The 26,679-nt window shown below is 67.5% G+C and carries 17 protein-coding genes and 3 rRNA genes; 19 read left to right on the top strand and 1 reads right to left on the bottom strand.

The annotated features are described in order from the left end of the window. The first annotated feature begins 189 nt into the window (after nt 1-189). The 3 genes from ABD830_RS20715 (at nt 190) to rrf (ending at nt 5,303) form a co-directional block, all read left to right on the top strand. Nucleotides 190-1,708, top strand: a 16S ribosomal RNA gene (locus ABD830_RS20715). A gap of 296 nt (nt 1,709-2,004) precedes the next feature. Beyond that, nucleotides 2,005-5,108 (top strand): 23S ribosomal RNA (locus ABD830_RS20710). A gap of 78 nt (nt 5,109-5,186) precedes the next feature. Further along, nucleotides 5,187-5,303 (top strand): 5S ribosomal RNA (rrf, locus tag ABD830_RS20705). Together the 16S, 23S and 5S rRNA genes form the textbook arrangement of a ribosomal RNA operon. 52 nt (nt 5,304-5,355) lie before the next feature. On the opposite strand, the gene ABD830_RS20700 is transcribed toward rrf, so the two are convergent. Continuing rightward, nucleotides 5,356-6,357 (bottom strand): TolB-like translocation protein, encoded by a 1,002-nt coding sequence (locus ABD830_RS20700; protein WP_344989615.1) that lies wholly within the window; start codon nt 6,355-6,357, stop codon nt 5,356-5,358. Nucleotides 6,358-6,481: 124 nt separating this feature from the next. On the opposite strand from ABD830_RS20700, the gene ABD830_RS20695 reads away from it, so the two are divergent. The 16 genes from ABD830_RS20695 (at nt 6,482) to proB (ending at nt 26,511) form a co-directional block, all read left to right on the top strand. Further along, on the top strand, nt 6,482-7,777 hold the full coding sequence (locus ABD830_RS20695) for a bifunctional folylpolyglutamate synthase/dihydrofolate synthase (protein WP_344992949.1): 1,296 nt from the start codon (nt 6,482-6,484) through the stop codon (nt 7,775-7,777). After that, complete coding sequence (locus ABD830_RS20690; protein WP_344989613.1) at nt 7,774-8,115, top strand: DUF4233 domain-containing protein; 342 nt, start codon at nt 7,774-7,776, stop codon at nt 8,113-8,115. The genes ABD830_RS20695 and ABD830_RS20690 overlap by 4 nt, the downstream gene beginning before the upstream one ends. A 9-nt stretch (nt 8,116-8,124) precedes the next feature. Next, a complete protein-coding gene (locus tag ABD830_RS20685; RefSeq protein WP_344989611.1) occupies nt 8,125-9,687 on the top strand; it encodes a hypothetical protein in 1,563 nt (520 codons plus the stop codon). A gap of 190 nt (nt 9,688-9,877) precedes the next feature. Next, nucleotides 9,878-10,288, top strand: coding sequence for a nucleoside-diphosphate kinase (ndk, locus tag ABD830_RS20680; RefSeq protein WP_090773482.1), 411 nt, complete (start codon nt 9,878-9,880; stop codon nt 10,286-10,288). Nucleotides 10,289-10,683: 395 nt separating this feature from the next. Then, entirely contained in the window at nt 10,684-11,715 is a 1,032-nt protein-coding gene (locus ABD830_RS20675) for a rod shape-determining protein (protein ID WP_344989608.1), read from the top strand. Next, nucleotides 11,715-12,596: a rod shape-determining protein MreC gene (mreC, locus tag ABD830_RS20670; RefSeq protein ID WP_344989605.1), complete on the top strand. Its 882-nt coding sequence runs from the start codon at nt 11,715-11,717 to the stop codon at nt 12,594-12,596. The genes ABD830_RS20675 and mreC overlap by 1 nt, the downstream gene beginning before the upstream one ends. A 322-nt stretch (nt 12,597-12,918) precedes the next feature. Continuing rightward, complete coding sequence (gene mreD / locus ABD830_RS20665) at nt 12,919-13,419, top strand: rod shape-determining protein MreD (RefSeq protein WP_344989602.1); 501 nt, start codon at nt 12,919-12,921, stop codon at nt 13,417-13,419. After that, on the top strand, nt 13,416-15,461 hold the full coding sequence (gene mrdA, locus ABD830_RS20660; protein WP_344989598.1) for a penicillin-binding protein 2: 2,046 nt from the start codon (nt 13,416-13,418) through the stop codon (nt 15,459-15,461). Before mreD ends, mrdA begins: the two co-directional genes overlap by 4 nt. Nucleotides 15,462-15,795: 334 nt before the next feature. Continuing rightward, nucleotides 15,796-16,962, top strand: a complete 1,167-nt coding sequence (gene rodA / locus ABD830_RS20655) for a rod shape-determining protein RodA (protein WP_344989595.1) — start codon at nt 15,796-15,798, stop codon at nt 16,960-16,962. A 79-nt stretch (nt 16,963-17,041) separates the two neighbouring features. Further along, nucleotides 17,042-18,952, top strand: a complete 1,911-nt coding sequence (locus tag ABD830_RS20650; protein WP_344989592.1) for a TIGR03960 family B12-binding radical SAM protein — start codon at nt 17,042-17,044, stop codon at nt 18,950-18,952. A 153-nt stretch (nt 18,953-19,105) separates the two neighbouring features. Further along, nucleotides 19,106-19,858 carry a TIGR03936 family radical SAM-associated protein gene (locus ABD830_RS20645; RefSeq protein WP_344989590.1) on the top strand — a complete coding sequence of 251 codons (753 nt, stop codon included), beginning with the start codon at nt 19,106-19,108 and terminating at the stop codon, nt 19,856-19,858. Nucleotides 19,859-20,002: 144 nt separating this feature from the next. Further along, nucleotides 20,003-22,978: an Rne/Rng family ribonuclease gene (locus tag ABD830_RS20640; protein ID WP_344989587.1), complete on the top strand. Its 2,976-nt coding sequence runs from the start codon at nt 20,003-20,005 to the stop codon at nt 22,976-22,978. 215 nt (nt 22,979-23,193) lie between these two features. Beyond that, nucleotides 23,194-23,496: a 50S ribosomal protein L21 gene (gene rplU / locus ABD830_RS20635; RefSeq protein WP_049575732.1), complete on the top strand. Its 303-nt coding sequence runs from the start codon at nt 23,194-23,196 to the stop codon at nt 23,494-23,496. 15 nt (nt 23,497-23,511) lie between these two features. After that, nucleotides 23,512-23,769, top strand: a complete 258-nt coding sequence (gene rpmA / locus ABD830_RS20630) for a 50S ribosomal protein L27 (RefSeq protein WP_012893687.1) — start codon at nt 23,512-23,514, stop codon at nt 23,767-23,769. Between the two features lie 153 nt (nt 23,770-23,922). Next, the gene (gene obgE, locus ABD830_RS20625; protein WP_344989574.1) at nt 23,923-25,275 is read left to right on the top strand and encodes a GTPase ObgE; all 1,353 of its coding nucleotides are present in this window, start codon (nt 23,923-23,925) and stop codon (nt 25,273-25,275) included. Nucleotides 25,276-25,392: 117 nt separating this feature from the next. After that, a complete protein-coding gene (gene proB, locus ABD830_RS20620) occupies nt 25,393-26,511 on the top strand; it encodes a glutamate 5-kinase (protein WP_378520862.1) in 1,119 nt (372 codons plus the stop codon). Nucleotides 26,512-26,679 lie beyond the last annotated feature (168 nt).

Genomic DNA, 26,679 nt, shown 5'->3' with positions numbered 1-26,679 from the left:
GGATCGGGTAAGATACGGTAGTGGAATGTGCGCCATGAGCGCTAGGGTCTCCCAAGGATTCTGGCGGGCATGTACGCGTCCGTTTCTTGAGAACTCAACAGTGTGTTAAAAGCCAGTGCATGAGATACACATGCATGACCCCGTCATGATTGACGGTTATTGCTTGGATTCACAATCCAGACGAGACATTGTTTGGAGAGTTTGATCCTGGCTCAGGACGAACGCTGGCGGCGTGCTTAACACATGCAAGTCGAGCGGAAAGGCCCTTCGGGGTACTCGAGCGGCGAACGGGTGAGTAACACGTGAGCAACCTGCCCCTGACTCTGGGATAAGCCCGGGAAACTGGGTCTAATACCGGATATGACCGCCCCTGGCATCGGGTGGTGGTGGAAAGTTTTTCGGTTGGGGATGGGCTCGCGGCCTATCAGCTTGTTGGTGGGGTAGTGGCCTACCAAGGCGACGACGGGTAGCCGGCCTGAGAGGGCGACCGGCCACACTGGGACTGAGACACGGCCCAGACTCCTACGGGAGGCAGCAGTGGGGAATATTGCGCAATGGGCGGAAGCCTGACGCAGCGACGCCGCGTGGGGGATGACGGCCTTCGGGTTGTAAACCTCTTTCAGCAGGGACGAAGTTGACGTGTACCTGCAGAAGAAGCGCCGGCTAACTACGTGCCAGCAGCCGCGGTAATACGTAGGGCGCAAGCGTTGTCCGGAATTATTGGGCGTAAAGAGCTCGTAGGTGGCTGGTCGCGTCTGCCGTGAAAGCCCGCAGCTTAACTGCGGGTCTGCGGTGGATACGGGCCGGCTAGAGGTAGGTAGGGGCAAGTGGAATTCCTGGTGTAGCGGTGAAATGCGCAGATATCAGGAGGAACACCGGTGGCGAAGGCGGCTTGCTGGGCCTTACCTGACGCTGAGGAGCGAAAGCGTGGGGAGCGAACAGGATTAGATACCCTGGTAGTCCACGCTGTAAACGTTGGGCGCTAGGTGTGGGGGTCTTCCACGATCTCCGTGCCGGAGCTAACGCATTAAGCGCCCCGCCTGGGGAGTACGGCCGCAAGGCTAAAACTCAAAGGAATTGACGGGGGCCCGCACAAGCGGCGGAGCATGTTGCTTAATTCGACGCAACGCGAAGAACCTTACCAAGGTTTGACATCACCCGGAAAGCTCCAGAGATGGGGCCCTCTTCGGACTGGGTGACAGGTGGTGCATGGCTGTCGTCAGCTCGTGTCGTGAGATGTTGGGTTAAGTCCCGCAACGAGCGCAACCCTTGCTCCATGTTGCCAGCACGCCCTTCGGGGTGGTGGGGACTCATGGGGGACTGCCGGGGTCAACTCGGAGGAAGGTGGGGATGACGTCAAGTCATCATGCCCCTTATGTCTTGGGCTGCAAACATGCTACAATGGCCGGTACAGAGGGTTGCGATACCGTGAGGTGGAGCGAATCCCTAAAAGCCGGTCTCAGTTCGGATTGGGGTCTGCAACTCGACCCCATGAAGTCGGAGTCGCTAGTAATCGCAGATCAGCAATGCTGCGGTGAATACGTTCCCGGGCCTTGTACACACCGCCCGTCACGTCACGAAAGTCGGCAACACCCGAAGCCCGTGGCCCAACCCGTAAGGGGGGGAGCGGTCGAAGGTGGGGCTGGCGATTGGGACGAAGTCGTAACAAGGTAGCCGTACCGGAAGGTGCGGCTGGATCACCTCCTTTCTAAGGAGCACACTCACCTTGCATCACCGTTCGTGTGGTGGGGTGACAGCTCACTAGTGGAGCACTGGCTAGTCAGTCGGACCGGGTTGCCGGGCCGCTAGTACCGCCCGTGAGGGAGTGGGAACGTGGTTGCGGGGTTTTGGTTCGGGTCTGAACACACTGTTGGGTCCTGAAGGAACGGGCATGCGTGCCTGGTTCTTCTTGGATGACAGGGCCGCTGAAGCAGCTTTTCGGAGTTGTGGATGCGGTTGCTGTTTGTTGTTTGAGATTTGCATAGTGGACGCGAGCATCTTTGTGGCCAAGTTTTTTAGGGCACACGGTGGATGCCTTGGCATCAGGAGCCGATGAAGGACGTGGGAGGCTGCGTTAAGCCTCGGGGAGTCGCCAACCAGACGCTGATCCGGGGATGTCCGAATGGGGAAACCTAGCACCAGTCATGTGGTGTTGCCTCCGCTTGAATGTATAGGGCGGTTGGTGGTAACGCGGGGAAGTGAAACATCTCAGTACCCGTAGGAAGAGAAAACAATATGTGATTCCGTGAGTAGTGGTGAGCGAAAGCGGATGAGGCTAAACCGGGCGTGTGTGATAGCCGGCAGGCGTTGCATGTCCGGGGTCGTGGGACCTTCTTGAGGTAGCTGCCGCTGTCTCGGAGAGTGATAAATCCATCTGATAGTTGAAGCCTCTGGGAAGGGGCGCCGTAGACCGTGAGAGCCGGGTAGGCGAAATTGGATGGACTCTCGGAGGGGATCCCAAGTAGCACGGGGCTCGAGAAATCCTGTGTGAATCTGCCAGGACCACCTGGTAAGCCTAAATACTCCCTGATGACCGATAGTGCACGAGTACCGTGAGGGAAAGGTGAAAAGTGCCCCGGTGAGGGGTCGTGAAATAGTACCTGAAACCGTGTGCCTACAAGCCGTAGGAGCTTACAGCAGCTTGCTGTTGTGTGATGTGACTGCGTGCCTTTTGAAGAATGAGCCTGCGAGTTATGGTGTGTGGCGAGGTTAACCCGTGTGGGGGAGCCGTAGCGAAAGCGAGTCTGAATAGGGCGTTTGAGTCGCATGCTGTAGACCCGAAGCGGAGTGATCTACGCATGGGCAGGTTGAAGCTCAGGTAAGACTGGGTGGAGGACCGAACCCACCAGGGTTGAAAACCTGGGGGATGATCTGTGTGTAGGGGTGAAAGGCCAATCAAACTCCGTGATAGCTGGTTCTCCCCGAAATGCATTTAGGTGCAGCGTCGCGTGTTTCTTGCCGGAGGTAGAGCACTGGATGGCTAATGGGCCCGACAAGGTTACTGACGTCAGCCAAACTCCGAATGCCGGTAAGTGAGAGCGTGGCAGTGAGACTGCGGGCGATAAGGTTCGTAGTCGAGAGGGAAACAGCCCAGATCACCGACTAAGGCCCCTAAGCGTGTGCTAAGTGGGAAAGGATGTGGAGTCGCAGAGACAACCAGGAGGTTGGCTTAGAAGCAGCCACCCTTGAAAGAGTGCGTAATAGCTCACTGGTCAAGTGATTCTGCGCCGACAATGTAGCGGGGCTCAAGTACACCGCCGAAGTCGTGGCACTGACAGCTATGAGCTGTTGGTGGGTAGGGGAGCGTCGTGCAGCTGGTGAAGCAGCAGAGTGATCTAGTTGTGGAAGCTGTGCGAGTGAGAATGCAGGCATGAGTAGCGAATCGAGGGTGAGAAACCCTCGCGCCGGATGACCAAGGGTTCCTGGGGCAGGCTAATCCGCCCAGGGTAAGTCGGGACCTAAGGCGAGGCCGACAGGCGTAGTCGATGGACAACGGGTTGATATTCCCGTACCCGCTTCAATGCGCCCATACTGAACCTCGTGATGCTAAGAGTCCTTAACTCGGGTTGTCCTTCGGGACGGCCGTCAGAGTGAACGCTCGAACCGATCGGGTAGTAGGTAAGCGATGGGGTGACGCAGGAAGGTAGTCCAGCCCAGGCGATGGTTGTCCTGGGGTAAGCATGTAGGGCGGAACGTAGGCAAATCCGCGTTCTTTATGCCTGAGATGTGATGCCGAGCCAATTGTGGCGAAGTGGATGATCCTATGCTGCCGAGAAAAGCCTCTAGTGAGTGTTGTGGCGGCCCGTACCCTAAACCGACTCAGGTGGTCAGGTAGAGAATACCAAGGCGATCGGGTGAACTGTGGTTAAGGAACTCGGCAAATTGCCCCCGTAACTTCGGGAGAAGGGGGACCTCTGCTGGTGATGAGTTTTGCACTCGGAGCTGGTGGGGGTCGCAGTGGCCAGGGGGAAGCGACTGTTTACTAAAAACACAGGTCCGTGCGAAGTCGTAAGACGATGTATACGGACTGACGCCTGCCCGGTGCCGGAACGTTAAGGGGACCGCTTAGTGTGAGTGATCACGCGAAGGTGAGAACTTAAGCGCCGGTAAACGGCGGTGGTAACTATAACCATCCTAAGGTAGCGAAATTCCTTGTCGGGTAAGTTCCGACCTGCACGAATGGCGTAACGACTTCCCCGCTGTCTCAACCGCAGACCCGGTGAAATTGCAGTACGAGTAAAGATGCTCGTTTCGCGCAGCAGGACGGAAAGACCCCGGGACCTTCACTACAGCTTGACATTGGTGTTTGGAACGGCTTGTGTAGGATAGGTGGGAGACTGGGAAGCTCGGACGCTAGTTCGGGTGGAGTCATTGGTGAAATACCACTCTGGTCGTTTTGGATGTCTAACTCTGGTCCGTGATCCGGATCGGGGACAGTGTCTGGTGGGTAGTTTAACTGGGGCGGTTGCCTCCCAAAGAGTAACGGAGGCGCCCAAAGGTTCCCTCAGCCTGGTTGGCAATCAGGTGTTGAGTGTAAGTGCACAAGGGAGCTTGACTGTGAGACTGACGGGTCGAGCAGGAGCGAAAGCTGGGACTAGTGATCCGGCATCGGCGTGTGGAAGCGGTGTCGCTCAACGGCTAAAAGGTACCCCGGGGATAACAGGCTGATCTTCCCCAAGAGTCCATATCGACGGGATGGTTTGGCACCTCGATGTCGGCTCGTCGCATCCTGGGGCTGGAGTAGGTCCCAAGGGTTGGGCTGTTCGCCCATTAAAGCGGTACGCGAGCTGGGTTTAGAACGTCGCGAGACAGTTCGGTCCCTATCCGCTGCGCGCGCAGGAGACTTGAAAGGGGCTGTCCCTAGTACGAGAGGACCGGGACGGACGAACCTCTGGTGTGCCAGTTGTACCGCCAGGTGCACGGCTGGTTGGCTACGTTCGGGAGGGATAACCGCTGAAAGCATCTAAGCGGGAAGCTTGCCTTGAGATGAGGTCTCCCACCACGAGAGTGGGTAAGGCTCCCGGTAGACGACCGGGTTGATAGGCCGGAGGTGGAAGCACGGTAACGTGTGGAGCTGACCGGTACTAATAGGCCGAGGACTTGACCACAAAGCAGACTTTTCGAGTCGTTCTTGCTCGCGTCCACTAGGCAATTCTGAGACAGCAAACAGTTGCTGCTCGAGGGGTTGCGGCGGTTATGGCGGGAAGGAAACACCCGGTTACATTCCGAACCCGGAAGTTAAGCTTCCCAGCGCCGATGGTACTGCACTCGGGAGGGTGTGGGAGAGTAGGTCACCGCCGCACAATATTTAACAAGGAGGGCCACCCGGAAGGGTGGCCCTTTTTGCGTTCCCGGTCAGTCCTCAGCCCGTACGAGTTCGAAGAGCCCGGACTTCGGTGGCTTCATCTCTCGAAGCTTCGTGTAGGCGCCGGTGCGGGTGTCGACCCGGAACAGGATCTCGTGGTGCTGTTCGCCCGTACCGCATCTCACGAGCACGTCCGAGGCGCTCAGCCATCGATTCGAGTGGCAGCCGGCGGCCCTGTCCCGCAGCGGTAGGGAGAGATGCACGTCGTGGAGGACCTTGCCGGTCGCGGTGCCGATGGTGACCAGCCGGGCCGGGCGGATGTCGGCGCCGCCCGCGGGGAAGTTCCTGGACACGACCTGCGTGGCCTGGCCCTTCCCATCGGGCGTCAGGACACCGGAGGCCTGGGCGACACGTAGCCTGCGGGGCAGCGGAGTCTTGGTGGTGCCTGACGGGTCCGTCACGGAGAACGACCTCTCGTCCTCGACCATCAACCGCTTGCCCGCCATGTCGAGGCGGAGCAGGGTCGCATCTCGCGGCAACCGCCAGATCGTCCGCCCGTCGGCCACCTGCGCGATGAAGGGGGCCGGCATCGAGTTCTCCTCATCTTCTCCGTCGTCGGCCTCGAACTCGACATCCAGCCACCGCCCGTTGCCGAGCAGCGTCGGTGAGACACTGAGATGCGCGGGCACGTTCTCGAGAATGGGACGTACGGTGCCGTTGACGAGATCGCGGACGACGATGCGATGGTCGCTCGTCCTCTCGTACGCGATGAGGCGGCCGTCGGCACTCAGGTCGACGGGGTTGCCGCCATCGGCGTCGGTGAGCTCCCAGGTCCTTCCTTCACGGGTCACGATCCGCCAATTGGCGCACTCCTCCTGCGGGCCTTCGGTGGCCGCGCTCTGGCAGAGGTACGCGTACGCGGCCGGTCCTTGAAAGAACGGCTCCGGACCGGCGGACTGCGCTGTGGCAGCCGGGTTCCGTGGGATCAGGGCGGTCAGCAGCATCGTGAGGGCCCCCGCCGTCACGGTGGCGATCGCAATCGGTCTTTTCATGTCATCCTCCCCACGGAGTTGGACGCGACGGAGACCTGCGATGTTCGAGGACGCCCGGGGCGGGAGCGCTTCGGGCAGTCAGTAGGGTTGAGGGGTGGATTATCGTGCGGTCGAACGCGCAATCATGGAGCGCGGCGTCGAGTGGGATTTCGAGCCGACGCTCGACAGGATCGCGGCCCTTCTTGACCTGCTCGGCTCGCCGCAGCGGGCGTACCCGGTCATACACATCGCCGGCACCAACGGCAAGACGAGCACGGCGCGGCTCACCGAGGCGCTGCTCAGGGAGCGCAATCTGAGGGTGGGGCGGTTCACCAGCCCCCATCTCGTGTCGATGCGCGAGCGGATCACCGTGGACGGGGAGCCGCTGAGCGAGGAGCGGTTCGCAGAGGTCTTCGAAGAGATCATGCCCTACGTCGAGCTGACCGACAGCCAGGGGCACCGGCGCATCCAGTTCTTCGAGTTGCTGACCGCCATGGCGTTCGCCGCGTACGCCGACACGCCCGTCGACGTCGCCGTGATCGAGGCGGGCATGGGCGGCTCCTGGGACGCGACGAACGTGGCCGACGGCACCGTGTCCGTGATCACGCCCATCTCGCTGGACCACATGGACCGGCTCGGGCCCGACATCCCCAGCATCGCCTCCGAGAAGGCCGGGATCATCAAGCCCGGCGCGACCGCCGTGCTCGCGCAGCAGGAGCTGGCCGCGGCGGAGGTGCTGATGCGGCGGGCCGCGGACGTCGGGGCCGTCGTGGCCCGTGAGGGCCTCGAGTTCGGCGTGCTCAGCCGCGAGGTGGCGATCGGCGGGCAGCTGCTCACCCTGCGCGGGCTCAAGGGCGTCTACGACGAGGTCTACCTGCCGCTCTACGGCGCGCATCAGGCGAGCAACGCCGTCTGCGCGCTGGCCGCCGTCGAGGCGTTGACCGGCGGCGACGACCCGCTCGACGTCGATCTCGTACGTCAGGCGTTCGCGCAGGCGTCCTCGCCAGGGCGCATGGAGGTCGTGCGCCGCACGCCGACGGTCGTGATCGACGCGGCGCACAACCCGGGCGGCATGCAGGCGACCCTGGAAGGGCTGCACGAGGCGTTCGACTTCGCCAAGGTCATCGGCGTCGTCGCGGCCATGCGCGACAAGGACGTCGACGCGCTGCTCGAGCTGCTGGAGCCCGTGCTCGACGAGATCGTCGTGACCCGTAACTCCTCGCCCAGGTCGATGTCGCCCGAGGAGCTGGCGTCGCTGGCCGAGCCGCTGTTCGGCGAGGAGCGCGTACAGATCGTGGACCGGCTCGACGACGCCATCGACAGGGCCATCGGCATCGCCGACTCCGAGGGAGAGTTCAGCGGTACGGGCGTGCTCATCACCGGGTCCGTCGTCACGGCGGGCGACGCGCGGCAGCTGCTGAAAGCGGATGGTTCGCGATGAATTTCCAGGTCACTCCAGGTATGCGCCGATTGGGCGCGAGCGTGCTCGGCATGGAGGCCATCGTGGCCGGGCTGATCACGCCTGTGGCGATCACCGTGGGCGGCGTCGCGCCGGGGCTGGCCGTGACCGCCGGCATCGGCCTCGCCGTGCTGTGCGTGGTCGCGGCGGGCCTGCTCAAGAGGCCCTTCGGCTACGTTCTCGGCAGCGTCGTACAGGTGCTGGCGATCTCCACGGGATTCCTCGTTCCGACCATGTTCTTCCTCGGCGCGATCTTCACGGCGCTGTGGATTACGGCGATTATCGTCGCTCGCCGTGTCGAGGGCGCTACTTCCCGCTAAAGTCGGCGCATGACCGTCCCCCCGATCCAGCGGTCGGCCGGCCTCAGGTCGCCATGGCTGCTCGACGTGACGCTCGGGCTGCTCGTGGTGGCCGCGCTGCCGTTGGCCATCGTCACCATTCCCAATACGCTCTCCGTCGTCGCCAAGCTGCTGCCGGGCGGCGTCGACCAGGTCGGCCTGATGCGCACGCACGGGCTCGCCCTGCCCGCGCTGATGCTGACCGTGCCGCTGGCGGCCGTTGCGCTGCGGCGGGCGCCCGTGCTCCACGTGCTGCTCGGCGGGCTGCTGCTGGTGGCCCTGTCGGACGCCGCCGGTGGTTTCGCGGGCTCGGAGCTCATGGTCGGGGCGGTGCGGGTGCTGCGCGGCGTGGGCGCGGGAATGGTCGTCCCGGCAACGCTGGCCGCGGTCTGGACCCGCGGACCGATGCTGCGGGCGCTGTGGGTGGGCGTGTTCAGCCTGAGCCTGCTCGCAGCCCAGGCGCTGGCGCTCTGGCCGCTCGACCAGGCGAGCAGCTGGAGGGTCACCCTGCAGCCGTACCCGATGCTGACGGGGGTCGCCCTGGCGCTGGCCGGTGCGTACGTGATCGTCTGGATACTGCTCGGGCGGCCTGACGGGCCGGGGCTCGACGACGGGGAGCGGAGCCGGTTGCTGCTGGCCGTCGTGCCCGCGGCGGGCATCGCGGCCTTGGGGATCGCCACCGCGACCGAGGAGTGGCGGGCCGTACCGGTGATGCTGCTGGCGGCGCTGGCGGTCGCGGCGCTGCTGGCGCTGGCCTCGATCGGCACGGCGGAGAGCCGCACGCTGTCGTACTCCATGGTGGCGGTGGGCGTCGTGCTGCTGCCCAGCGCGGCCCAGGTGACGATGGTGGAGATGGGCGGGCTCGGCGGTCCCGGGCTGAAGGGGCTCTGGGTTCCTTACGGTGTGGCTGGGGTGCTCGCGGTGGCCGCGTCCGTGGCGGTGCGGCGGCTCGCACGGCCATCGGGCCGGTGGTCGGCGCCTCTGGGGCTGCTGGCCATGGTCGTCGGGCTGTGCTCCGTGCGGCTCATGGTGCCGTCCGCCTCCGGGCTGGTGCTCGTCGTCCCGTTCTCGCTGCTCGCTGTGGGAGCGGCGGTGGCGCTGACGTCGGCGCTGCAGGAAGTGGGTGTCGGGGCGGCCGTGTTCGGGCTGTCGCTCGGCCTCGCAGGCGTGCTGGCGGGATTCCTGCTCGGCACGGGCGTGCAGATGTCGATGCTGAACGGGGTCTCCTCGGCCCAGGAGCTGGTCGACAGCTTCGTCGGTGCTCTGCATTCCTGGGCTCTGGTCGGTGGGTTCCTCGTGGTCGTGGTCATCGTGCTGGCCGCGGTGACGGCTCGGCGGAGTGCGAAGAACGTGTCTCAGGTTCCGTGCGCCGGTCCTGGTACGCCCGTCGTCGCGGAGACCGATGACGACGATCCGCCTGCTGCGGAGGGGGCGGCCTCCGTGCCGTCTGCCGGCGCCTTCGGCCAGGCGGAGCCGGAGGGGGACGGCGAGGCCGGTCCGCTGCCCGCCGTGCCGCCGCAGGGCCATTCGCCGGAGGACACCGCCTCCTCTTAGCCGGCTTGGGGCTGTCCGCCCGACTGCGCCGCCTCCTCGCGAGCCGTTCGGCGAAACAGGGTGGCCTGCGCGGGACGGTAAGCTGGGCCGCAAGCCACGGCGACGCGTGGGCCCGTCCCTCGCGGAGCATCCGCGGCCGGGCCGGGAGCCCGTGGCCGCGACCCTCACTCTGTTCGAAGGAGAACTCCAAGTGTCCGAGCGCACTCTTGTCCTGATCAAGCCTGACGGGGTAAAGCGCGGCCTCATCGGTGACGTGATCGCGCGCGTGGAGCGCAAGGGCCTCAAGGTCGTGGCGATGGACCTGCGCACCCTCGACGCCGACACCGCCAAGGCGCACTACGCCGAGCACTCCGAGCGGCCGTTCTTCGGCGAGCTCGTCGAGTTCATCACCTCCGGGCCGCTCGTCGCCCTGGTGCTCGAGGGCCCGCGCGCCGTCGAGGCGTTCCGCGCGCTGGCCGGCGCCACCGACCCGGTCAAGTCGGCGCCCGGCACGATCCGCGGCGACCACGCGCTCGAGATCGGCGAGAACGTCGTTCACGGCTCCGACTCGCCGGAGTCGGCCGCCAGGGAGATCAAGATCTTCTTCCCCGACCGCTTCTAGGCGATCCCGGTTCGCACCGTCGCGCCCGCGCAGCTTCCCGCTGCGTGGGCGCGCGTTTTTGTCAGTGGCCCGCCGTATGTTGGCGGGAGCTTGGCGTGCGGGGCGCCGATTCGTGGAGAAAGCTGTGTCACGGTTTTGTCGGCTGTTCTCTCTATGGTTGGCAGAGTCAGCACGTGAAGTGGGAAGTACATGATCGTGGGCGTGGGCGTTTTGGATCGTTCCAGCAGCTGATCGGGTGTTGTGGTGCAATCCGGGCAAAATTGCGGTTGAGGTAGCGGCTGGAGATTTTTGTGGGGCGCGAGGGCTCATTGCGCCCCTCGGTGGGTACGTCACGTTACGATTCGAATTCGATCCGTAGTCATTCGCGAACGACGTTACGGAGGGCTCCGTTCCCCATGGGCAGCAAGCTCGCGTTTCTCGGCCGTGATATGGCGGTCGACCTGGGCACCGCCAACACGTTGGTCTACGTGCGCGGCCGGGGCATCGTCCTCAACGAGCCGTCAGTCGTAGCGATCAACACCGCCACCGGCAAGATCGTCGCCGTTGGCATCGAAGCCAAGCGGATGATCGGTCGTACGCCCGGCAACATCGTCGCCGTCCGGCCGCTCAAGGACGGCGTGATCGCCGACTTCGACGTCACCGAGCGAATGCTGCGATATTTCATTCAACGGGTGCACCGACGCCGGCACCTCGCCAAGCCGCGCATCATCATCGCCGTGCCGAGCGGGATCACCAGCGTCGAGCAGCGCGCGGTCAAGGAGGCCGGATACCAGGCGGGCGCCAGGAAGGTCTACATCGTCGAGGAGCCCATGGCGGCCGCCATCGGGGCCGGTCTGCCGGTGCACGAGCCGACCGGAAACATGGTGGTCGACATCGGCGGGGGCACCACCGAGGTGGCGATCATCTCGATGGGCGGCGTGGTCACCAGCCAGTCGATCAGGATCGGCGGCGACGAGCTCGACCAGGCGGTGATCTCGTTCGCGAAGAAGGAGTTCTCGCTGATGCTCGGCGAGCGCACCGCCGAGGAGATCAAGATCGCCATCGGCTCGGCCTCCCCGGACGGGGAGGAGTCGCACGCGGAGATCCGCGGGCGTGACCTGGTCAGCGGGTTGCCCAAGACCATCGTCGTGTCGAGCGGGGAGATCAGGAAGGCCATCGAGGAGCCGGTCAACGCGATCGTCGACGCCGTCAAGACCACGCTCGACAAGTGCCCGCCCGAGCTGTCCGGCGACATCATGGACCGCGGCATAGCGCTCACCGGCGGCGGCGCCCTGCTCAAAGGGCTGGACGAGCGGGTCAAGGCCGAGACGGGCATGCCCGTCCACCTCGTCGAGAACGCTCTCGACTCGGTGGCCATCGGTTCCGGCAAGTGCGCCGAGGAGTTCGAGGCGCTCCAGCAGGTCTTGGTGCCGGAGTCGCGACACTGATGAGGGACTCGCGCCGTGCCCGGCTGATCCTCGGAGGGCTGCTGATGGCGGCCCTGGTCATCCTGACCGTCGACCACCGTGCCGGGGACAGCTCGCCGCTGAGGCCGCTGCGTTCGGCTGCGGCCTATGTGTTCGGCACGGCGGAGCAGTTCGGCGGAGGGCTGGTGCGGCCCGTCGGAGGGTTCGTGGGCGCTGTCGTGAGCGCGCCGAGCGCCCAGGAGCGCATCGACGCGCTCAAGGCGGAGAACGCCCGGTTGCGCAACGAACTGGTGGCAGGAAAGCTCGACGCGACCCGCTCCAAGGAGCTCAAACAGCTGCTCGGGCTGACGGGGACGGCTGGATTCAAGGTGGTGCCGGCCAACGTGGTCGCCAGGCGCGGCCTGCCCGGCTTTGAGGACGCCGTCCAGATCGACGCGGGCGCGAGCGACGGGATCCGGTCCGAGATGACCGTGCTCAATGGCGACGGGCTGGTCGGGCGCGTCATCCGTACGTCCCCGCACACCTCGACGGTCGTGCTGCTCAGCGACCCCGCCTCGGCCGCCGGGGCGCGGCTGGAGGGCGGCAAGGAGATCGGGGTGGTGCACGGGGTGGGGGAGCACGGGCGGCTTGTCCAGTTCCGGCTCCTCGACTCCACGGCGCCGCTGACCCGGGGGGCGCGGATCGTCAGCTTCGGTTCGCAGAACGGCAGCCCGTACATGCCCGGAGTGCCGATCGGGGTGATCGAACGGGTGGAGCTGACGCCGGGGGAGCTGACGCGCATCGCGTACGCCCGGCCGTTTGCGGACCTGACGGCGCTCGACGTGGTCGGTGTGGTGGTGGAGGCGCCCCAGCGGACCCCACGTGACGTGGTGCAGCCGACCAAGAAGGAGGGATCGCGGTGATCGGGAGGCGGTCTGGCTCCTGGCCCTTGCCCCCGAAGGGGTGGGGTGGCGGCTGCTGGAGCTGTGGCGGCTGTGTGGGCGCTTGTGGGGAGCATGTGGAGCGTTCCATCTGGCCGGCTTCTGCCGCGTGCGTGAGAGGGGTTGTGGCGGCGTCTGGAGCGGACTCGACGGCTGCGCCCGGCGGTGGGCGGTCGGCGGTGCGGGCCGGGCGCGGTGTCGGTCGGTCGGCGGTGCCGGTGGTCAGGTCTGGTGTCGGGCGGGTGTCGGTGTCGGTGCCGGTGCCCACGTCCGGGGCTGGGCGGGCGTCGGTGCGGGTGGCCGGGTGTCGGATGGTGAGGAGTTCCCGGGAGGGGGCGCGGTGATCGGCGGGTTGTCCGTGTTGCTGGCCTTGCTTGCGCAGGTCATGCTGGTCAACCGGGTGTCCCTGCCGGGCGGGGGCGCTCCCGATCTGGTGCTGCTGGCGGTGATCGGCGCGGCCATGGGGCGGGGTGCGCCGTACGGGGCGGTGCTCGGGTTCTGTGCCGGGCTGCTCGCCGACGTCATGCCGCCCACCGCTCATCTCTTGGGGCAGTACGCGTTCGTGCTGGCCGTCGTCGGCTATGTCGCCGGGCGGGGCGCGGGCGGGCCGGTGACGACGGTGGTGCTGTGCGTGCTGATGGCGCCGTTGCTGGCGGCGTTCGTGGTCGAGCTTCTCTCCGATCCCCGGATGACACTGTCGATGCTGACCGGCCAGGTGCCTGTCACCGTCGTCTACACGCTGCTCGTTTCTCCCCTAGTGATCTGGCTGACCACGCGGGGCAGGGAGGCGAGGTTCTCGACATGATCAGGATGCGGGCCAGGCTGCTGGCGTTGCACGTGCTCGTGGTGATGATGCTCGTCGTGCTGGCCGTGCGGTTGTGGCAGGTGCAGGTCGTACGCGGGCGCGAGTTCGTGACGCGGGCGACGGAGACCAGGACGCGGGCCGTGATCGTGCCGGCGGTGCGCGGGCAGATCCTCGACTCACATGGGCGGCCGCTGGTACGCAACAGGACCGCGCTGGTCGTGTCCGTGGACAGGACCAGGCTGACCAGGATGCCCGACGGCGGTCTCTCGGTGCTGCGCAAGTTGTCGGCCGTGCTCGGCAGGCCGGTCAAGGACCTGCAGCAGCGCATCACGCCGTGCGGGCCCGGGGTGTCCAAGCCGTGCTGGACGGGATCGCCGTACCAACCTGTCCCACTGGACGAGAAGGTGGACACCCGGGAGGCGCTGCAGATCCTCGAGCGGCAGGAGGAGTTTCCCGGGGTGACGGCGGAGATCCACTCCGTCAGGCAGTACCCCGGCGGACGGGCCGGGGCGCAGATGCTCGGCTACCTGCAGCCGGTCACCGAGGCGGAGCTGGAGAAGCGGGAGGGCCTGAAGGCCAGCTTCTCCGGGGTGGACCTGGCCGGGCGGGACGGGCTCGAGTACGTCTACGACGACGCGCTGCGTGGCAAGTCGGGGCTGCGCAGGGTCCAGGTCGACAGGATGGGCAAGGCGCTCGGGGTCGAGGAGCAGATCACGCCGATCCCCGGCGACCATCTGGTGACCAGCATCGACTCGCGGGTGCAGGGCGTGGTGGAGAAGGCGCTGGCCAGGGCGATGAAGTCGGCGCCGGGGGCCGACGGCGGCGCGGGGGTGGTGCTCGACGCGCGTACCGGACGGGTGGTGGCGCTGGCCAGCGCGCCCGGGTACGACCCGGCGATCTGGGCGGGCGGGATCTCCACGCGCGGATACCAGTGGCTGCTGTCGGACAAGTCCGGCAACCCGCTCGTGTCGCGGGCGATCAACGGCCAGTTCGCGCCCGGCTCGACGTTCAAGATCTCGTCGGTGTCGGCGATGCTGCGGTCCGGATACCCGCTGAACGGCACCTACGACTGCCCCGGCTCCTACATGGTGGGCGACCGCGCCTTCAACAACTTCCACGGCATCGGGCTGGGCTCGATGAACCTGCACACCGCGCTGGTCAAGTCGTGCGACACGATCTTCTACCGGGCCGCGTACGAGCAGTACCTCAAGGACGGCGGGCGCAATCCGAAGAAGGACACGAAGGAGGTGTTCGCCAACACCGCCAGGGCGTTCGGGTTCGGCAGCCCGACCGGGGTGGACCTGCCCGGCGAGTCCTCAGGGCGCATCCCCGACCGGGCGTGGAAGAAGGACCTGTGGAACCGGACCAACGCCGTGACCTGCGAGCGGTCCCGCAAGGGATATCCGGAGGTCAAGGACCGGGCGCGGGCCGACTTCCTCAAGCGGCTGGCGCTGGAGAACTGCACCGAGGGGTTCCTGCTCCGGCCGGGTGACTCGGCCAACTTCGCCATCGGCCAGGGCGACGTGCTGGTGACGCCGATGCAGCTCGCCCGGGCGTACATGGCGCTGGTGAGCGACGGGAAGCTGCGCAGCCCGCGTATCGGCTGGGCGCAGGTGCGGCCCGACGGCACGGTGGTCAAGACCATCCCCGTGCCGGTGGTGGGCAAGCTGCCGATCTCCGACAAAGAGCGCCTGTACATCAAGAACGCGCTGAGCGACGTTCCCTCCGACGGCACCGCCGCGGGGGCCTTCGCGGGTTTCCCCATGAACAAGATCCGCATCGGTGGCAAGACCGGTACCGCGGAGGTGTGGGGCAAGAAGGACACCTCGTGGTTCGCGTCGTTCGCGCCGACCAACAACCCGCAGTACGTGGTCGTGGTCATGGTCTCGCAGGGTGGGATGGGCGCGGAGACGGCGGCGCCCGCGGTGCGGGAGATCTATGAGGGGATCTACGGCATCAAGCGGCCCCCGGCCGTGCCCGGCGGGAAGCTCACGACGAGGCTGCCCCGGTTCTCGCCCGACGGAACGGTGGCCGGAGGATGAGCGCCCGGGGGACGGGTGCCCAGAAGGCGAGCGTCCGGGGGACGGGTACTCAGGAGGCGAGCGTCCGGGGGACGGGTACTCAGGAGGCGAGCGTCCGGGGGACGGGTACTCAGGAGGCGTGTGCCCAGGGAGTGAACGCTGTGGCGGGCCGTGGCGGGCGCTCTGGTGCCGGTGGGCGCGGCGATGGCCGGTGGATGGCCGGTCGTGGGGTCGTGCGGCGGTTGGCCGGTCGTGGGGTCGTGCGGTGGGTGGTCGGCTGCGCGGCCGGGTGGGTGGTCGGGTGCGCGGTCGGCTGGCTGGTCGACCGCGCGGCTGGTGAGACGGGGGGTCGGAGATGATCGACCGTGCGGCGGCCATCCGGCGGCCCTCGCTGCTGCGGCGGGTGACCGCCGAGAACTCGACGGTGCGCAGGCTCGACGGGCTGATGCTGGTCGCGGTGGCCGGGCTGTGCGTGATCGGGACGCTGCTCGTGTGGTCCTCCACCAGGACCTGGGCGCCGGGATCCACGGGCCTGGTCAAGAAGCACGTGTTCAACGAGGTCATCGGGGTGGTGCTGTGCGCCGTCGTGGCCATGGTCGATCATCGGGCCATGCGGGCGTACGCGCCCGTGGTGTACGTGGTGTCGCTCATAGGGCTGGGCCTGGTGATCACGCCGTTGGGCGCGACCATCAACGGCTCGCACTCGTGGATCCTGCTCGGCGGGGGATTCGCGGTGCAGCCGTCCGAGTTCGCCAAGGTCGGACTGCTGCTGGTCATCGCGATGCTGCTGGCCCAGCCCGGAGAGGGCAGCGATCGGCCGCGCGGGCTCGACGTGTGGCTGGCGCTCATCGCCGCCCTGGTCACGATGGGGCTGGTGATGCTCCAGCCCGACCTCGGGACGGCGCTGGTGCTGGCGGTGATCACGGCCGCCGGGCTCATCGTCGCGGGCGTGCGCAAGCGGTGGATCGCGGCGTTGGCGATGCTGGGGGTGGCCGGGGTGTTCTCGGTGTTCTACTTCCAGTTGCTCGAACCGTATCAGGTGGCGCGGTTCACGGCGTTCGTCGATCCGAGCGTCGACCCGCGCGGCGTCGGCTACAACAGCACGCAGTCGATCATCGCCATCGGCTCCGGGCAGTTGCTGGGCAAGGGTCTGCTCGGGGGCGGGCAGACGACCGGCAGGTTCGTGCCCGAGCAGCACACCGACTTCATCTTCACCGTGGCGGGGGAGGAGTTCGGGTTCCTCGGGTCCGTGACGGTCGTCCTGCTGCTCGGGGTGGTGCTGATACGCGGGCTGAAGATCGCCAGGCAGTGCGATGACAGGTTCGGAACGCTGGTCGCGGGGATGATCGTGTGCTGGTTCGCGTTCCAGACGTTCGTCAATGTGGGGATGACGATCGGGATCATGCCCATCACGGGGCTTCCGTTGCCGTTCGTCTCGTACGGCGGCACCGCCACATTTGCGAATCTCATTGCGATCGGGCTTCTGCAGGCCATCAGAGTGCGAAGACAGTCGTTCAATTGAGACATGTTCTCGGCGCGGCCCGGCCCCGCCACCGTCTGACCGGACCTGCCACCGTCTGACCGCCGCTACGCTGGACGGTATGCCTGTCGAGTCGATTTTCCCCCGCCTGGAAGCGCTGCTGCCCAAGGTGCAGAAGCCCATCCAGTACGTCGGAGGTGAGCTCAACTCGACCGTGAAGGACTGGGACTCCGCCGACGTGCGGTGGGCGCTGATGTACCCGGACGCCTACGAGGTCGGGCTGCCCAACCAGGGTGTGGCGATCCTCTACGAGATCCTCAACGAGCTGCCCCGCACGCTGGCCGAGCGCACCTACGCGGTCTGGCCGGATCTCGAGGCGCTCATGCGGGCCGAGGGCGTCCCGCAGTTCACCGTCGACGCGCACCGGCCGGTGCGCGCCTTCGACGTGCTCGGGCTGTCGTTCTCGACCGAGCTCGGCTACACCAACATGCTGACCGCCCTCGACCTGGCGGGCATTCCGCTGCTCGCCAGGGAGCGGGGCGAGGACGACCCGATCGTGCTCGCCGGCGGCCACGCGGCCTTCAACCCCGAGCCGATCGCCGACTTCCTCGACGCGGCCGTGCTCGGTGACGGCGAGCAGATCTCCATCGCGATCAGCGAGGTCATCCGCGAGTGGAAGGCCGAGGGCAGACCGGGCGGCCGCGACGAGCTGCTGATGCGGCTCGCCGAGTCCGGCGGGGTTTATGTCCCGAAGTTCTACGATGTCGACTACCACCCGGACGGCCGCATCAAGCGCGTCGCGCCCAACAGGCCCGAAGTGCCGTGGCGGGTGCACAAGCACACCGTGATGGACCTCGACGAGTGGCCGTACCCGAAGAAGCCACTGGTCCCGCTGGCCGAGACGGTGCACGAGCGGTTCAGCGTGGAGATCTTCCGCGGCTGCACCCGCGGCTGCAGGTTCTGCCAGGCCGGCATGATCACGCGTCCGGTGCGGGAGCGCTCGATCACCACGATCGGGGCCATGGTCGAGAACGGCATCAAGGAGTCCGGCTTCAACGAGGTCGGTCTGCTGTCGCTGTCGTCGGCCGACCACTCCGAGATCGGCGACGTCGCCAAGGGCCTGGCCGACCGCTACGAGGGCACCAACACCTCGCTGTCGCTCCCCTCGACCAGGGTCGACGCGTTCAACATCGACCTGGCCAACGAGTTCTCCAGGAACGGCAGGCGCTCGGGCCTGACGTTCGCGCCCGAGGGCGGCTCCGAGCGCATGCGCAAGGTGATCAACAAGATGGTCACCGAGGAAGACCTGATCCGCACCGTCACCACGGCCTATTCGCAGGGGTGGCGCCAGGTCAAGCTCTACTTCATGTGCGGGCTGCCCACCGAGATGGACGAGGACGTGCTCGGCATCGCCGACCTGGCCAAGAAGGTCATCAAGGCGGGCCGTGAGGCGACCGGCAGCCGCGACATCCGCTGCACGGTCTCCATCGGCGGCTTCGTGCCCAAGCCGCACACGCCGTTCCAGTGGGCGGGTCAGGCCGACCACGAGACCGTCGACCGGCGGCTCAAGGCGCTGCGTGAGGCGCTCAGAGGCGACAAGGAGTACGGCAGGGCCATCGGCTACCGCTACCACGACGGAAAGCCTTCGATCGTGGAGGGCCTGCTCTCGCGCGGCGACCGCCGGGTCGGCGCCGTGATCCGCGCCGTCTGGGAGGACGGCGGCAGGTTCGACGGCTGGAGCGAGCACTTCTCCTACGAGCGCTGGATGGCGGCGGCCGAGAAGGCCGGCGTCGACGTCGACTGGTACACCACGCGTGAGCGTGAGGAGAACGAAGTCCTGCCGTGGGATCACCTCGACGCCGGGCTCGATCGCGAATGGCTCTGGCAGGACTGGCAGGAGGCCGTTTCCGGCGGTGAGGTCGAAGACTGCCGCTGGACTCCTTGCTACGACTGCGGCGTCTGCCCGACGATGGGCACGGAAATTCAGATCGGCCCCACGGGGCGGAAACTCCTTCCCCTTACGGTGGTCTAGCGCGCTCAGTGGGCAGCCCGTGCCTCGGCGTACACGTACACGCGTCAGGGCGGCTTATCCTGAGACGAAGGAACTCTTACAAGGGAAGGACGACAAGCTCTGAAACCTGTTCCCGAAGGGCCTCCGCCCGCGCCCACGGTGCAGCGCCTTCGCGTGCGTTACGCCAAGCGCGGCCGCCTGCGCTTCACCAGCCACCGCGACATCTCGCGGGCCGTTGAGAGAGCGGTCCGCCGTGCCGGCATTCCGGTGGCCTACAGCGCTGGCTTCTCGCCCCACCCGAAGATCTCCTACGCGGGCGCGGCGCCGACCGGTGTCGCCAGCGAAGCCGAATACCTCGAGCTCGGCGTCACCAAGCCGTGCGACCCCGAACAGATCAGGCGGGGCCTTGACGGGTCGCTGCCGCCTGGGCTCGATGTGCTCGACGTTGTGGAGGCGGGTCCTGGGGCGTTGGCCGACCGCTTGGAGGTCTCCGAGTGGGAGGTGCGGCTGCCCGGTGCCGATCGCGAGCTCGCCGAGGTGGCGGTGGGGAAGTTTCTCGCGGAAGGTGCCGTGGAGGTCGAGCGCCTCACCAAGAAGGGTCCCCGCCGCTTCGACGCGCGGGAGGCCGTCCTGGGGCTGACGGTGTCCGAGGGAGCAGACAGAACCGCAGCTCAGGTGCTTGGAGGACCGTGTGTCATACTGCGCATGGTTGTTCGGCACATGACGCCTGCCGTTCGACCCGACGATGTGCTCACAGGGCTGCGCCTTGTGGCCGACTTCGCGCCGCCGGTTCCCCCCGAGGTGACCAGGCTGGCGCAGGGGCCGCTCGACGCCAGCACCGGTGCGCTTGCCGACCCGCTCGACCTGGACCGCGATACCACGCGCGGCGGCGAGGCGGGACCGGCGGGTGAGCACGTCGCCGGTTAAGGAAGCGCCCTGCGCGAGCGGGGCACGACCGCTGACAGGACTTGGCGTCGGCGCCTCCTCATCGGAGGTGCCGGCGGACAACGAGACACGAGGGCTCCTGCGCGGCGCGGCGACGCGCCCGGGAGCTGACGGGAGAGCGCCCGCATGCTCGAGAACGAGCCCAACGCCGGGGCCATTGGCCCTGACGGGGAGACAATTGAACAGCCCGAGGTGACCCCACGTCGCCGCTCCGCCAGCCGCCCCGCGGGTCCTCCGCCGGAGCTGCCCGAGGAGCCGGCCTCCGTTCCGGTCACCGTTGTCGCCGCACAGGCCGCGCCGTCCGTGGCGAATGTGCAGGCGATGCAGACGAACGCCGCGCAGCGCGCTGCCGGAGAGCCCGCACCCGAGATCCTGGCCGCCGCGGCGGCTGCTGACGAAGCCGGTGCGGTTCCCGCTGGTACGGCTTCCGCCGGTGTGGTGGATGTGGCGGGTACGGCGTCTACCGGTGCGGTGGATGCCGGGGTGCCTGCCGCGCCCGAGAGCCCGGTCGAGGCGGCCGTGGCGGAGGCGGCCGTGGCGGAGGCGGCCGCTGACGCGGTTGCCGAGAAGCCCAAGAGGGCCACGCGGACCCGGTCCACCGCCACGACGACGCGGCGCCGTACCACGACGAAGAAGGCCGAGGCGGAGGCCGCGGAGGCGCTCCCCGAGGGGGAGACGCCCACTGAGCCCGCCGAGCCGGTGAAGCGCCGCAGGACCCGCAAGAAGGCGGAGCCGGAAGAAGCCGTGACGCCCGCGACGGCGGTCGACGAGTCCGGCGCCGCGGAGGCGGCGGCCGGTGCCGATGAGAGCGCCGTTGGAGCTCCGGCCGGAGCCGGCCAGGGTGCTGCCGGAGCCGTGACCGTCGGCGAGGAAGCGCGCGCTGGTGTCGAGGATGACGACATCCTGGAGATCCTGCCCGAGGACGAGCCGCTCGACGACGAGCCCGCGGGCGAGGACCTCGACGAGGAATCCGTGCGCCCGAGCCTGCTCGCCGACCCGTTCGGGATGACCGCCCGCAGGCAGGACGAGCCCGGCACCATGTTCCAGCGGCCGGCGGCCATCTTCGCGCCGCTGTTCCAGGCGCCCGATCCCAGCCAGGCCAAGCCCGCCGTCACCCGGCGGCCGGAGCCGCAGCCCGCTCCCGAGCCCGAGGAGATCGAGGAAGTCGTCGACGAGTCGGCGACCGAGGACGAGGTCGACGTCGACGTCTCCGACGAGCAGGAGGAGGAAGGCACGGGCCGGCGCCGCAGGCGCAGGCGCGGTGGCCGGGGCCGCGGCAAGTCGCGTGAGCGTGACGAGGCCGACGAGGGCGATGAGCAGGAAGAGGACTCCGAGGAGGAGCCGGCCGAGGAGGGCGCCGCCCAGGACGAGGATGAAGGTTCCTCCTCGCGTCGCCGCCGTCGCCGTCGCCGCCGGGGTTCGGACACGGACACCGAGCCGGCCAGCGACGACCCGCCGAACACGGTGGTCCGCATCCGCGCGCCGCGCGCCGGCCGTACGGCCACGCTCGACACCGCCACCGACGGCGTGCAGAGCGTGCGTGGCTCCACCCGGCTGGAGGCCAAGAAGCAGCGCCGCCGCGAGGGGCGCGAGCTCGGGCGCAGGCGCCCGCCGATCATCACGGAGTCGGAGTTCCTGGCCCGCCGCGAGTCCGTCGACCGGATGATGGTGGTGCGCCGCCAGGGCGACCGTACGCAGATCGCGGTCCTCGAGGACGGCGTGCTCGTCGAGCACTACGTCAACCGCGAGGCCAGCCAGTCCTACGTCGGCAACGTCTACCTCGGCAAGGTCCAGAACGTGCTGCCCTCGATGGAGGCGGCGTTCGTGGACATCGGCAAGGGCAGGAACGCCGTCCTGTACGCCGGTGAGGTGAACTTCGACACCGCCGGGATGGAAGGCCAGCCCAAGCGCATCGAGTCGGCGCTGAAGTCGGGCCAGTCGGTGCTCGTGCAGGTCACGAAGGACCCGATCGGCCACAAGGGCGCCCGGCTCACGTCGCAGATCAGCCTGCCCGGCCGTTACCTGGTGTACGTCCCCGACGGGTCGATGACCGGCATCAGCCGCAAGCTGCCCGACAAGGAGCGCACGCGGCTCAAGAGCATCCTGAAGAAGGTCATGCCGGAGAACGCCGGCGTGATCGTGCGTACCGCCGCCGAGGGCGCATCCGAGGACGAGCTGGCCCGTGACGTGGCCCGGCTGTCCGCCCAGTGGGAGAACATCCAGAAGAAGGCCAAGTCGGCGAGCCCGCCCGAGCTGCTGTCCGCCGAGCCCGACCTGACGATCAGGGTCGTTCGTGACGTCTTCAACGAGGACTTCACCTCGCTGGTCGTGCAGGGCGACGACGCCTGGGACACGGTGGACGAGTACGTCAAGTACGTCGCGCCGCACCTGGGCGAGCGCCTGTCGAAGTGGGACGGCGGCCAGGGCGACGTGTTCGAGTCGTACCGGATCGACGAGCAGCTCGGCAAGGCGCTCGACCGCAAGGTCTGGCTGCCCAGCGGTGGCTCGCTGGTGATCGACCGTACGGAGGCCATGACCGTCGTCGACGTCAATACCGGCAAGTTCACCGGCCAGGGCGGCAACCTCGAGGAGACCGTCACCAGGAACAACCTGGAGGCGGCCGAGGAGATCGTGCGTCAGCTCAGGCTGCGTGACATCGGCGGCATCATCGTCATCGACTTCATCGACATGGTGCTGGAGTCCAACCGCGACCTCGTGCTGCGGCGGCTGCTGGAGTGCCTGGCCCGCGACAGGACCAAGCACCAGGTGGCCGAGGTGACCTCGCTGGGCCTGGTCCAGATGACGCGTAAGCGGGTCGGACAGGGGCTGCTGGAGGCCTTCTCGACGCCGTGCGAGTGCTGCAACGGCCGTGGCCTGCTCGTCTCCACGGAGCCGGTCGAGACCAAGCCGGAGCCGCGCGGCACGCAGGGGAAGATGGCCGTCGAGAAGGCGGTCTCCGACAAGGTATCCGCGGCCAAGGACACCTCGGGCCGTGATACCGTGACCGGTGCGCTTGAAGACGTCCCGGCTGAGGACGACCAGGCCAGCCAGACTTCCGGCAGAGGGCGGCGACGCTCACGCCGAGCCAAGTCGGCCGAGTAGCCCTCGGCAGGCTTCCGACGTTCCGTCCGGTTCGCCTAGGGACCGCTGATCCGGTACCCTAGACAATCGGTGCGTCAGGTGACGTGCCCTGTTGGCGCGCTTACTCGGTTCGTCGGTTTGAGACAGGCCGAATGACAGGCGCAGCATTCGGCGGCCGCCTCTCCGTGAGGCGGCCGATGTACGAGACAACAGTGAGTCAGTAGAAGGGTTCCGCGGTGTACGCGATCGTTCGTTGCGGCGGCAGGCAGCAGAAGGTCTCCGTCGGTGACGTCCTCGAGGTGGACAAGGTCGCCGGCGAGGTCGGCTCTTCGGTTTCGCTGCCGACGGTGCTCGTCGTCAACGACGGCGACGTGACCACCGAGGCGGGTAAGTTCACGGTCAGCGCCGAGATTCTCGGCGAGACCAAGGGCCCGAAGATCCGCATTCTCAAGTACAAGAACAAGACCGGTTACAAGAAGCGCCAGGGTCACCGCCAGCGGTACACCCAGGTGAAGATCACCGGTATCGACCAGGCCTGATCGGGAGTTTGAGAGATGGCACACAAGAAGGGCGCGTCGTCCACCCGGAACGGCCGTGACTCCAACGCCCAGCGCCTGGGCGTCAAGCGCTTCGGTGGCCAGCTGGTCAACGCGGGCGAGATCATCGTCCGCCAGCGGGGCACCCACTTCCACCCCGGCGACAACGTGGGGCGTGGCGGCGACGACACGCTGTTCGCGCTGGCGGCCGGGCACGTGCAGTTCGGTGTCAAGCGCGGCCGCCGGGCCGTGAGCATCGTTCCCGTCGCGGAGTAGGTTCTCTCCTCTCCGTCGACCCTGGTTTGTTGCATTAGGGGTGGATCGCGCTGTCGATCCACCCCTTTTGCTGTTGTCCGGGCACCGTTGATTTGCGCCGCGTGTCCGATGTTGGGATGAGAAGCCCCCGCGAGGGGGATGGAGGAGTGCGGAATGCCGGACTTTGTGGACCAGGTGGTCCTTCATATCGGTGCCGGTGACGGAGGGAACGGGTGCGCCTCCATCCACCGGGAGAAGTTCAAGCCGCTCGGCGGCCCCGACGGCGGGAACGGCGGGCGGGGCGGTGACGTCATCCTCGAGGTCGACCCCAACACGGCGACGCTGCTCGAGTACCACCGCCGGCCGCATCGCAAGGCCGAGAACGGCAAGCAGGGGCAGGGCTCGAACAGGGACGGAGCCAACGGGGAAGACGTGATCCTGCCCGTGCCCAACGGCACCGTGGTGAAGGACGCCTCCACGGGTGAGGTGCTGGTCGATCTCGTCGGCGTCGGTACGCGGTACGTGATCGCCGAGGGCGGCCACGGCGGGCTCGGCAACGCCGCCCTGGCGACGACCAAGCGCAAGGCGCCCGGGTTCGCGCTGCTGGGTGAGCCCGGGGACGCGCTGGACGTCATGCTGGAGCTCAAGAGCGTGGCGGACGTGGCGTTGGTCGGGTTCCCGAGCGCCGGCAAGTCCTCGCTGATCGCCGCGTTGAGCGCGGCCAAGCCCAAGATCGCGGATTACCCGTTCACCACTCTGATCCCCAACCTGGGGGTGGTGACCGCCGGGGAGACCGTGTTCACCGTCGCCGACGTGCCCGGGCTGATTCCAGGGGCCTCGCAGGGCAAGGGCCTCGGGCACGAGTTCCTGCGGCACGTCGAGCGGTGCGACATGCTCGTGCACGTCATCGACTGCGCCACGATGGAGCCGGGACGGGATCCGATCACCGACTTCGAGGTGATCGAGGCCGAGCTGCGGGCGTACGGGAAGCTCGAGGACCGGCCGCGGCTGGTCGTGCTGAACAAGGCGGACGTGCCCGACGCCCGGGAGCTGGCCGAGCTGGTCACGCCGGAGTTCGAGGCCCGGGGGATGCGGGTGTTCACGATCTCGGCCGCCACGCACCAAGGGCTGCGGGAGCTCACGTACGCGATGGGCGAGTGGGTCGCGGCGGCCCGGGCCAACAAGCCCGTCGAGGAGCCCACCCGGCTGGTCATCAGGCCCAAGCAGCTCGGCGACGCCGGGTTCCGGGTGCGGCGGGTCAACGAGACCCTGTTCCAGATCACCGGCGAGAAGCCGGAGCGGTGGATCAGGCAGACCGACTTCACCAACGACGAGGCCGTGGGCTACCTCGCCGACCGGCTCGAACGGCTCGGTGTGGAGGTGGAGCTGGCCAAGGCCGGGGCCACCGCGGGCGCCGAGGTGGTCATCGGGCCGATGGAGGGCGGCTACGTCTTCGACTGGCAGCCCACGCTGCACGCCGAGTCCGTGCGCCAGGGTCCGAGAGGGTCCGACAACCGCCTGGGCTGAGGCCCTTTGCGGGTTGCGAGGCGTTGTGCCGTGCCTGCCCGGCGGAACGCCGTCGCGGCGATGATGGGGGTGTGACGTCGGCCGAGGGGCTCTTCGGCCTCGGATAGGCTGCGAGACGTGCGGGAACAGATCAGCTCAGCGTCGAAGGTCGTTGTCAAGGTCGGCTCCTCCTCGCTCACCACCCCCCAGGGCATGATCGACGTCGACCGTGTCGACGCCCTTGTGGACGTGCTGGCGGCGCGGCGCCGTACCGGGACGCAGATCGTCCTGGTCTCCTCCGGGGCGATCGCGGCGGGCCTCGGCCCGCTCGGACTGACCGCGCGACCGCGCGACCTCGCTACCCAGCAGGCGGCCGCGTCCGTCGGGCAGGGCGTGCTCGTCGCCCGCTACACCTCCTCCTTCGCCCGCTACTCCCTGCGCGTGGGGCAGGTGCTGCTGACCGCCGACGACATGATGCGGCGGGTCCACCACGCCAACGCCCAGCGCACGCTCAACCGGCTGCTCGAGCTGGGCATCGTGCCCATCGTCAACGAGAACGACACCGTGGCCACCGATGAGATCCGCTTCGGCGACAACGACCGGCTGGCGGCCCTGGTGGCCCACCTGATCCACGCCGACGCGCTCGTGCTGCTGTCGGACGTGGACGCGCTCTACGACGGCCCGCCGAGTCGCAGCGGCACCCGGCGCCTGGCGGAGATCCGCGGGCCCGAAGACCTGGTCGGCGTCGAGCTGGGGAAGAACGGCGCGGCGGTCGGCACCGGTGGCATGGTGACCAAGGTCCAGGCCGCCAGGATCGCCACGGGGGCGGGGGTCCCCGTGGTGCTCACCGCGGCCGCTCATGCGGCCCAGGCGCTCGGCGGAGCCGATGTCGGCACCTACTTCCACCCCGGCGGCCGGCACCCCGGCACGCGTCTGCTGTGGCTCGCGCACGCCACCACCGGACGCGGGCGCCTCCACCTCGACCAGGGCGCGGTGGAGGCCATCGTGACGCGGCGCAAGTCGCTGCTGCCGGCCGGGGTGACCTCGGTGGAGGGTGAGTTCGCGGCGGGCGATCCGGTGGACCTGTGCGGCCCTCAGGGGCTCGTGGTGGCCCGCGGCCTGGTCAACTTCGACGCCACCGAGATCCCCGGGCTGCTCGGCCGCTCCACCAGGGAGCTGGCGAGCGCGCTCGGTCCGGAATATGAACGCGAGCTGATCCACCGTGACGACATCGTCATACTGGAAACTCACAGCTAGCGGTCCGGGGGAAGAGTCCATGAAGGTGAGGGCTCGCCCCTCTGGACTGAGCGACCGGAGTGACCAGGGAAGAGCGGGGCTTGGAGAGCCCCGGACAGCGGAGCAATGAGCGTGAGGGGCTCGCCCCGCTCTGGACTGAGGAGCGCAGGGAGCGGAGCGACCGGAGTG

This window comes from Nonomuraea helvata (genome assembly GCF_039535785.1).
Taxonomy (GTDB): domain Bacteria; phylum Actinomycetota; class Actinomycetes; order Streptosporangiales; family Streptosporangiaceae; genus Nonomuraea; species Nonomuraea helvata.
This window is presented reverse-complemented; position numbering and strand designations above follow the sequence as displayed.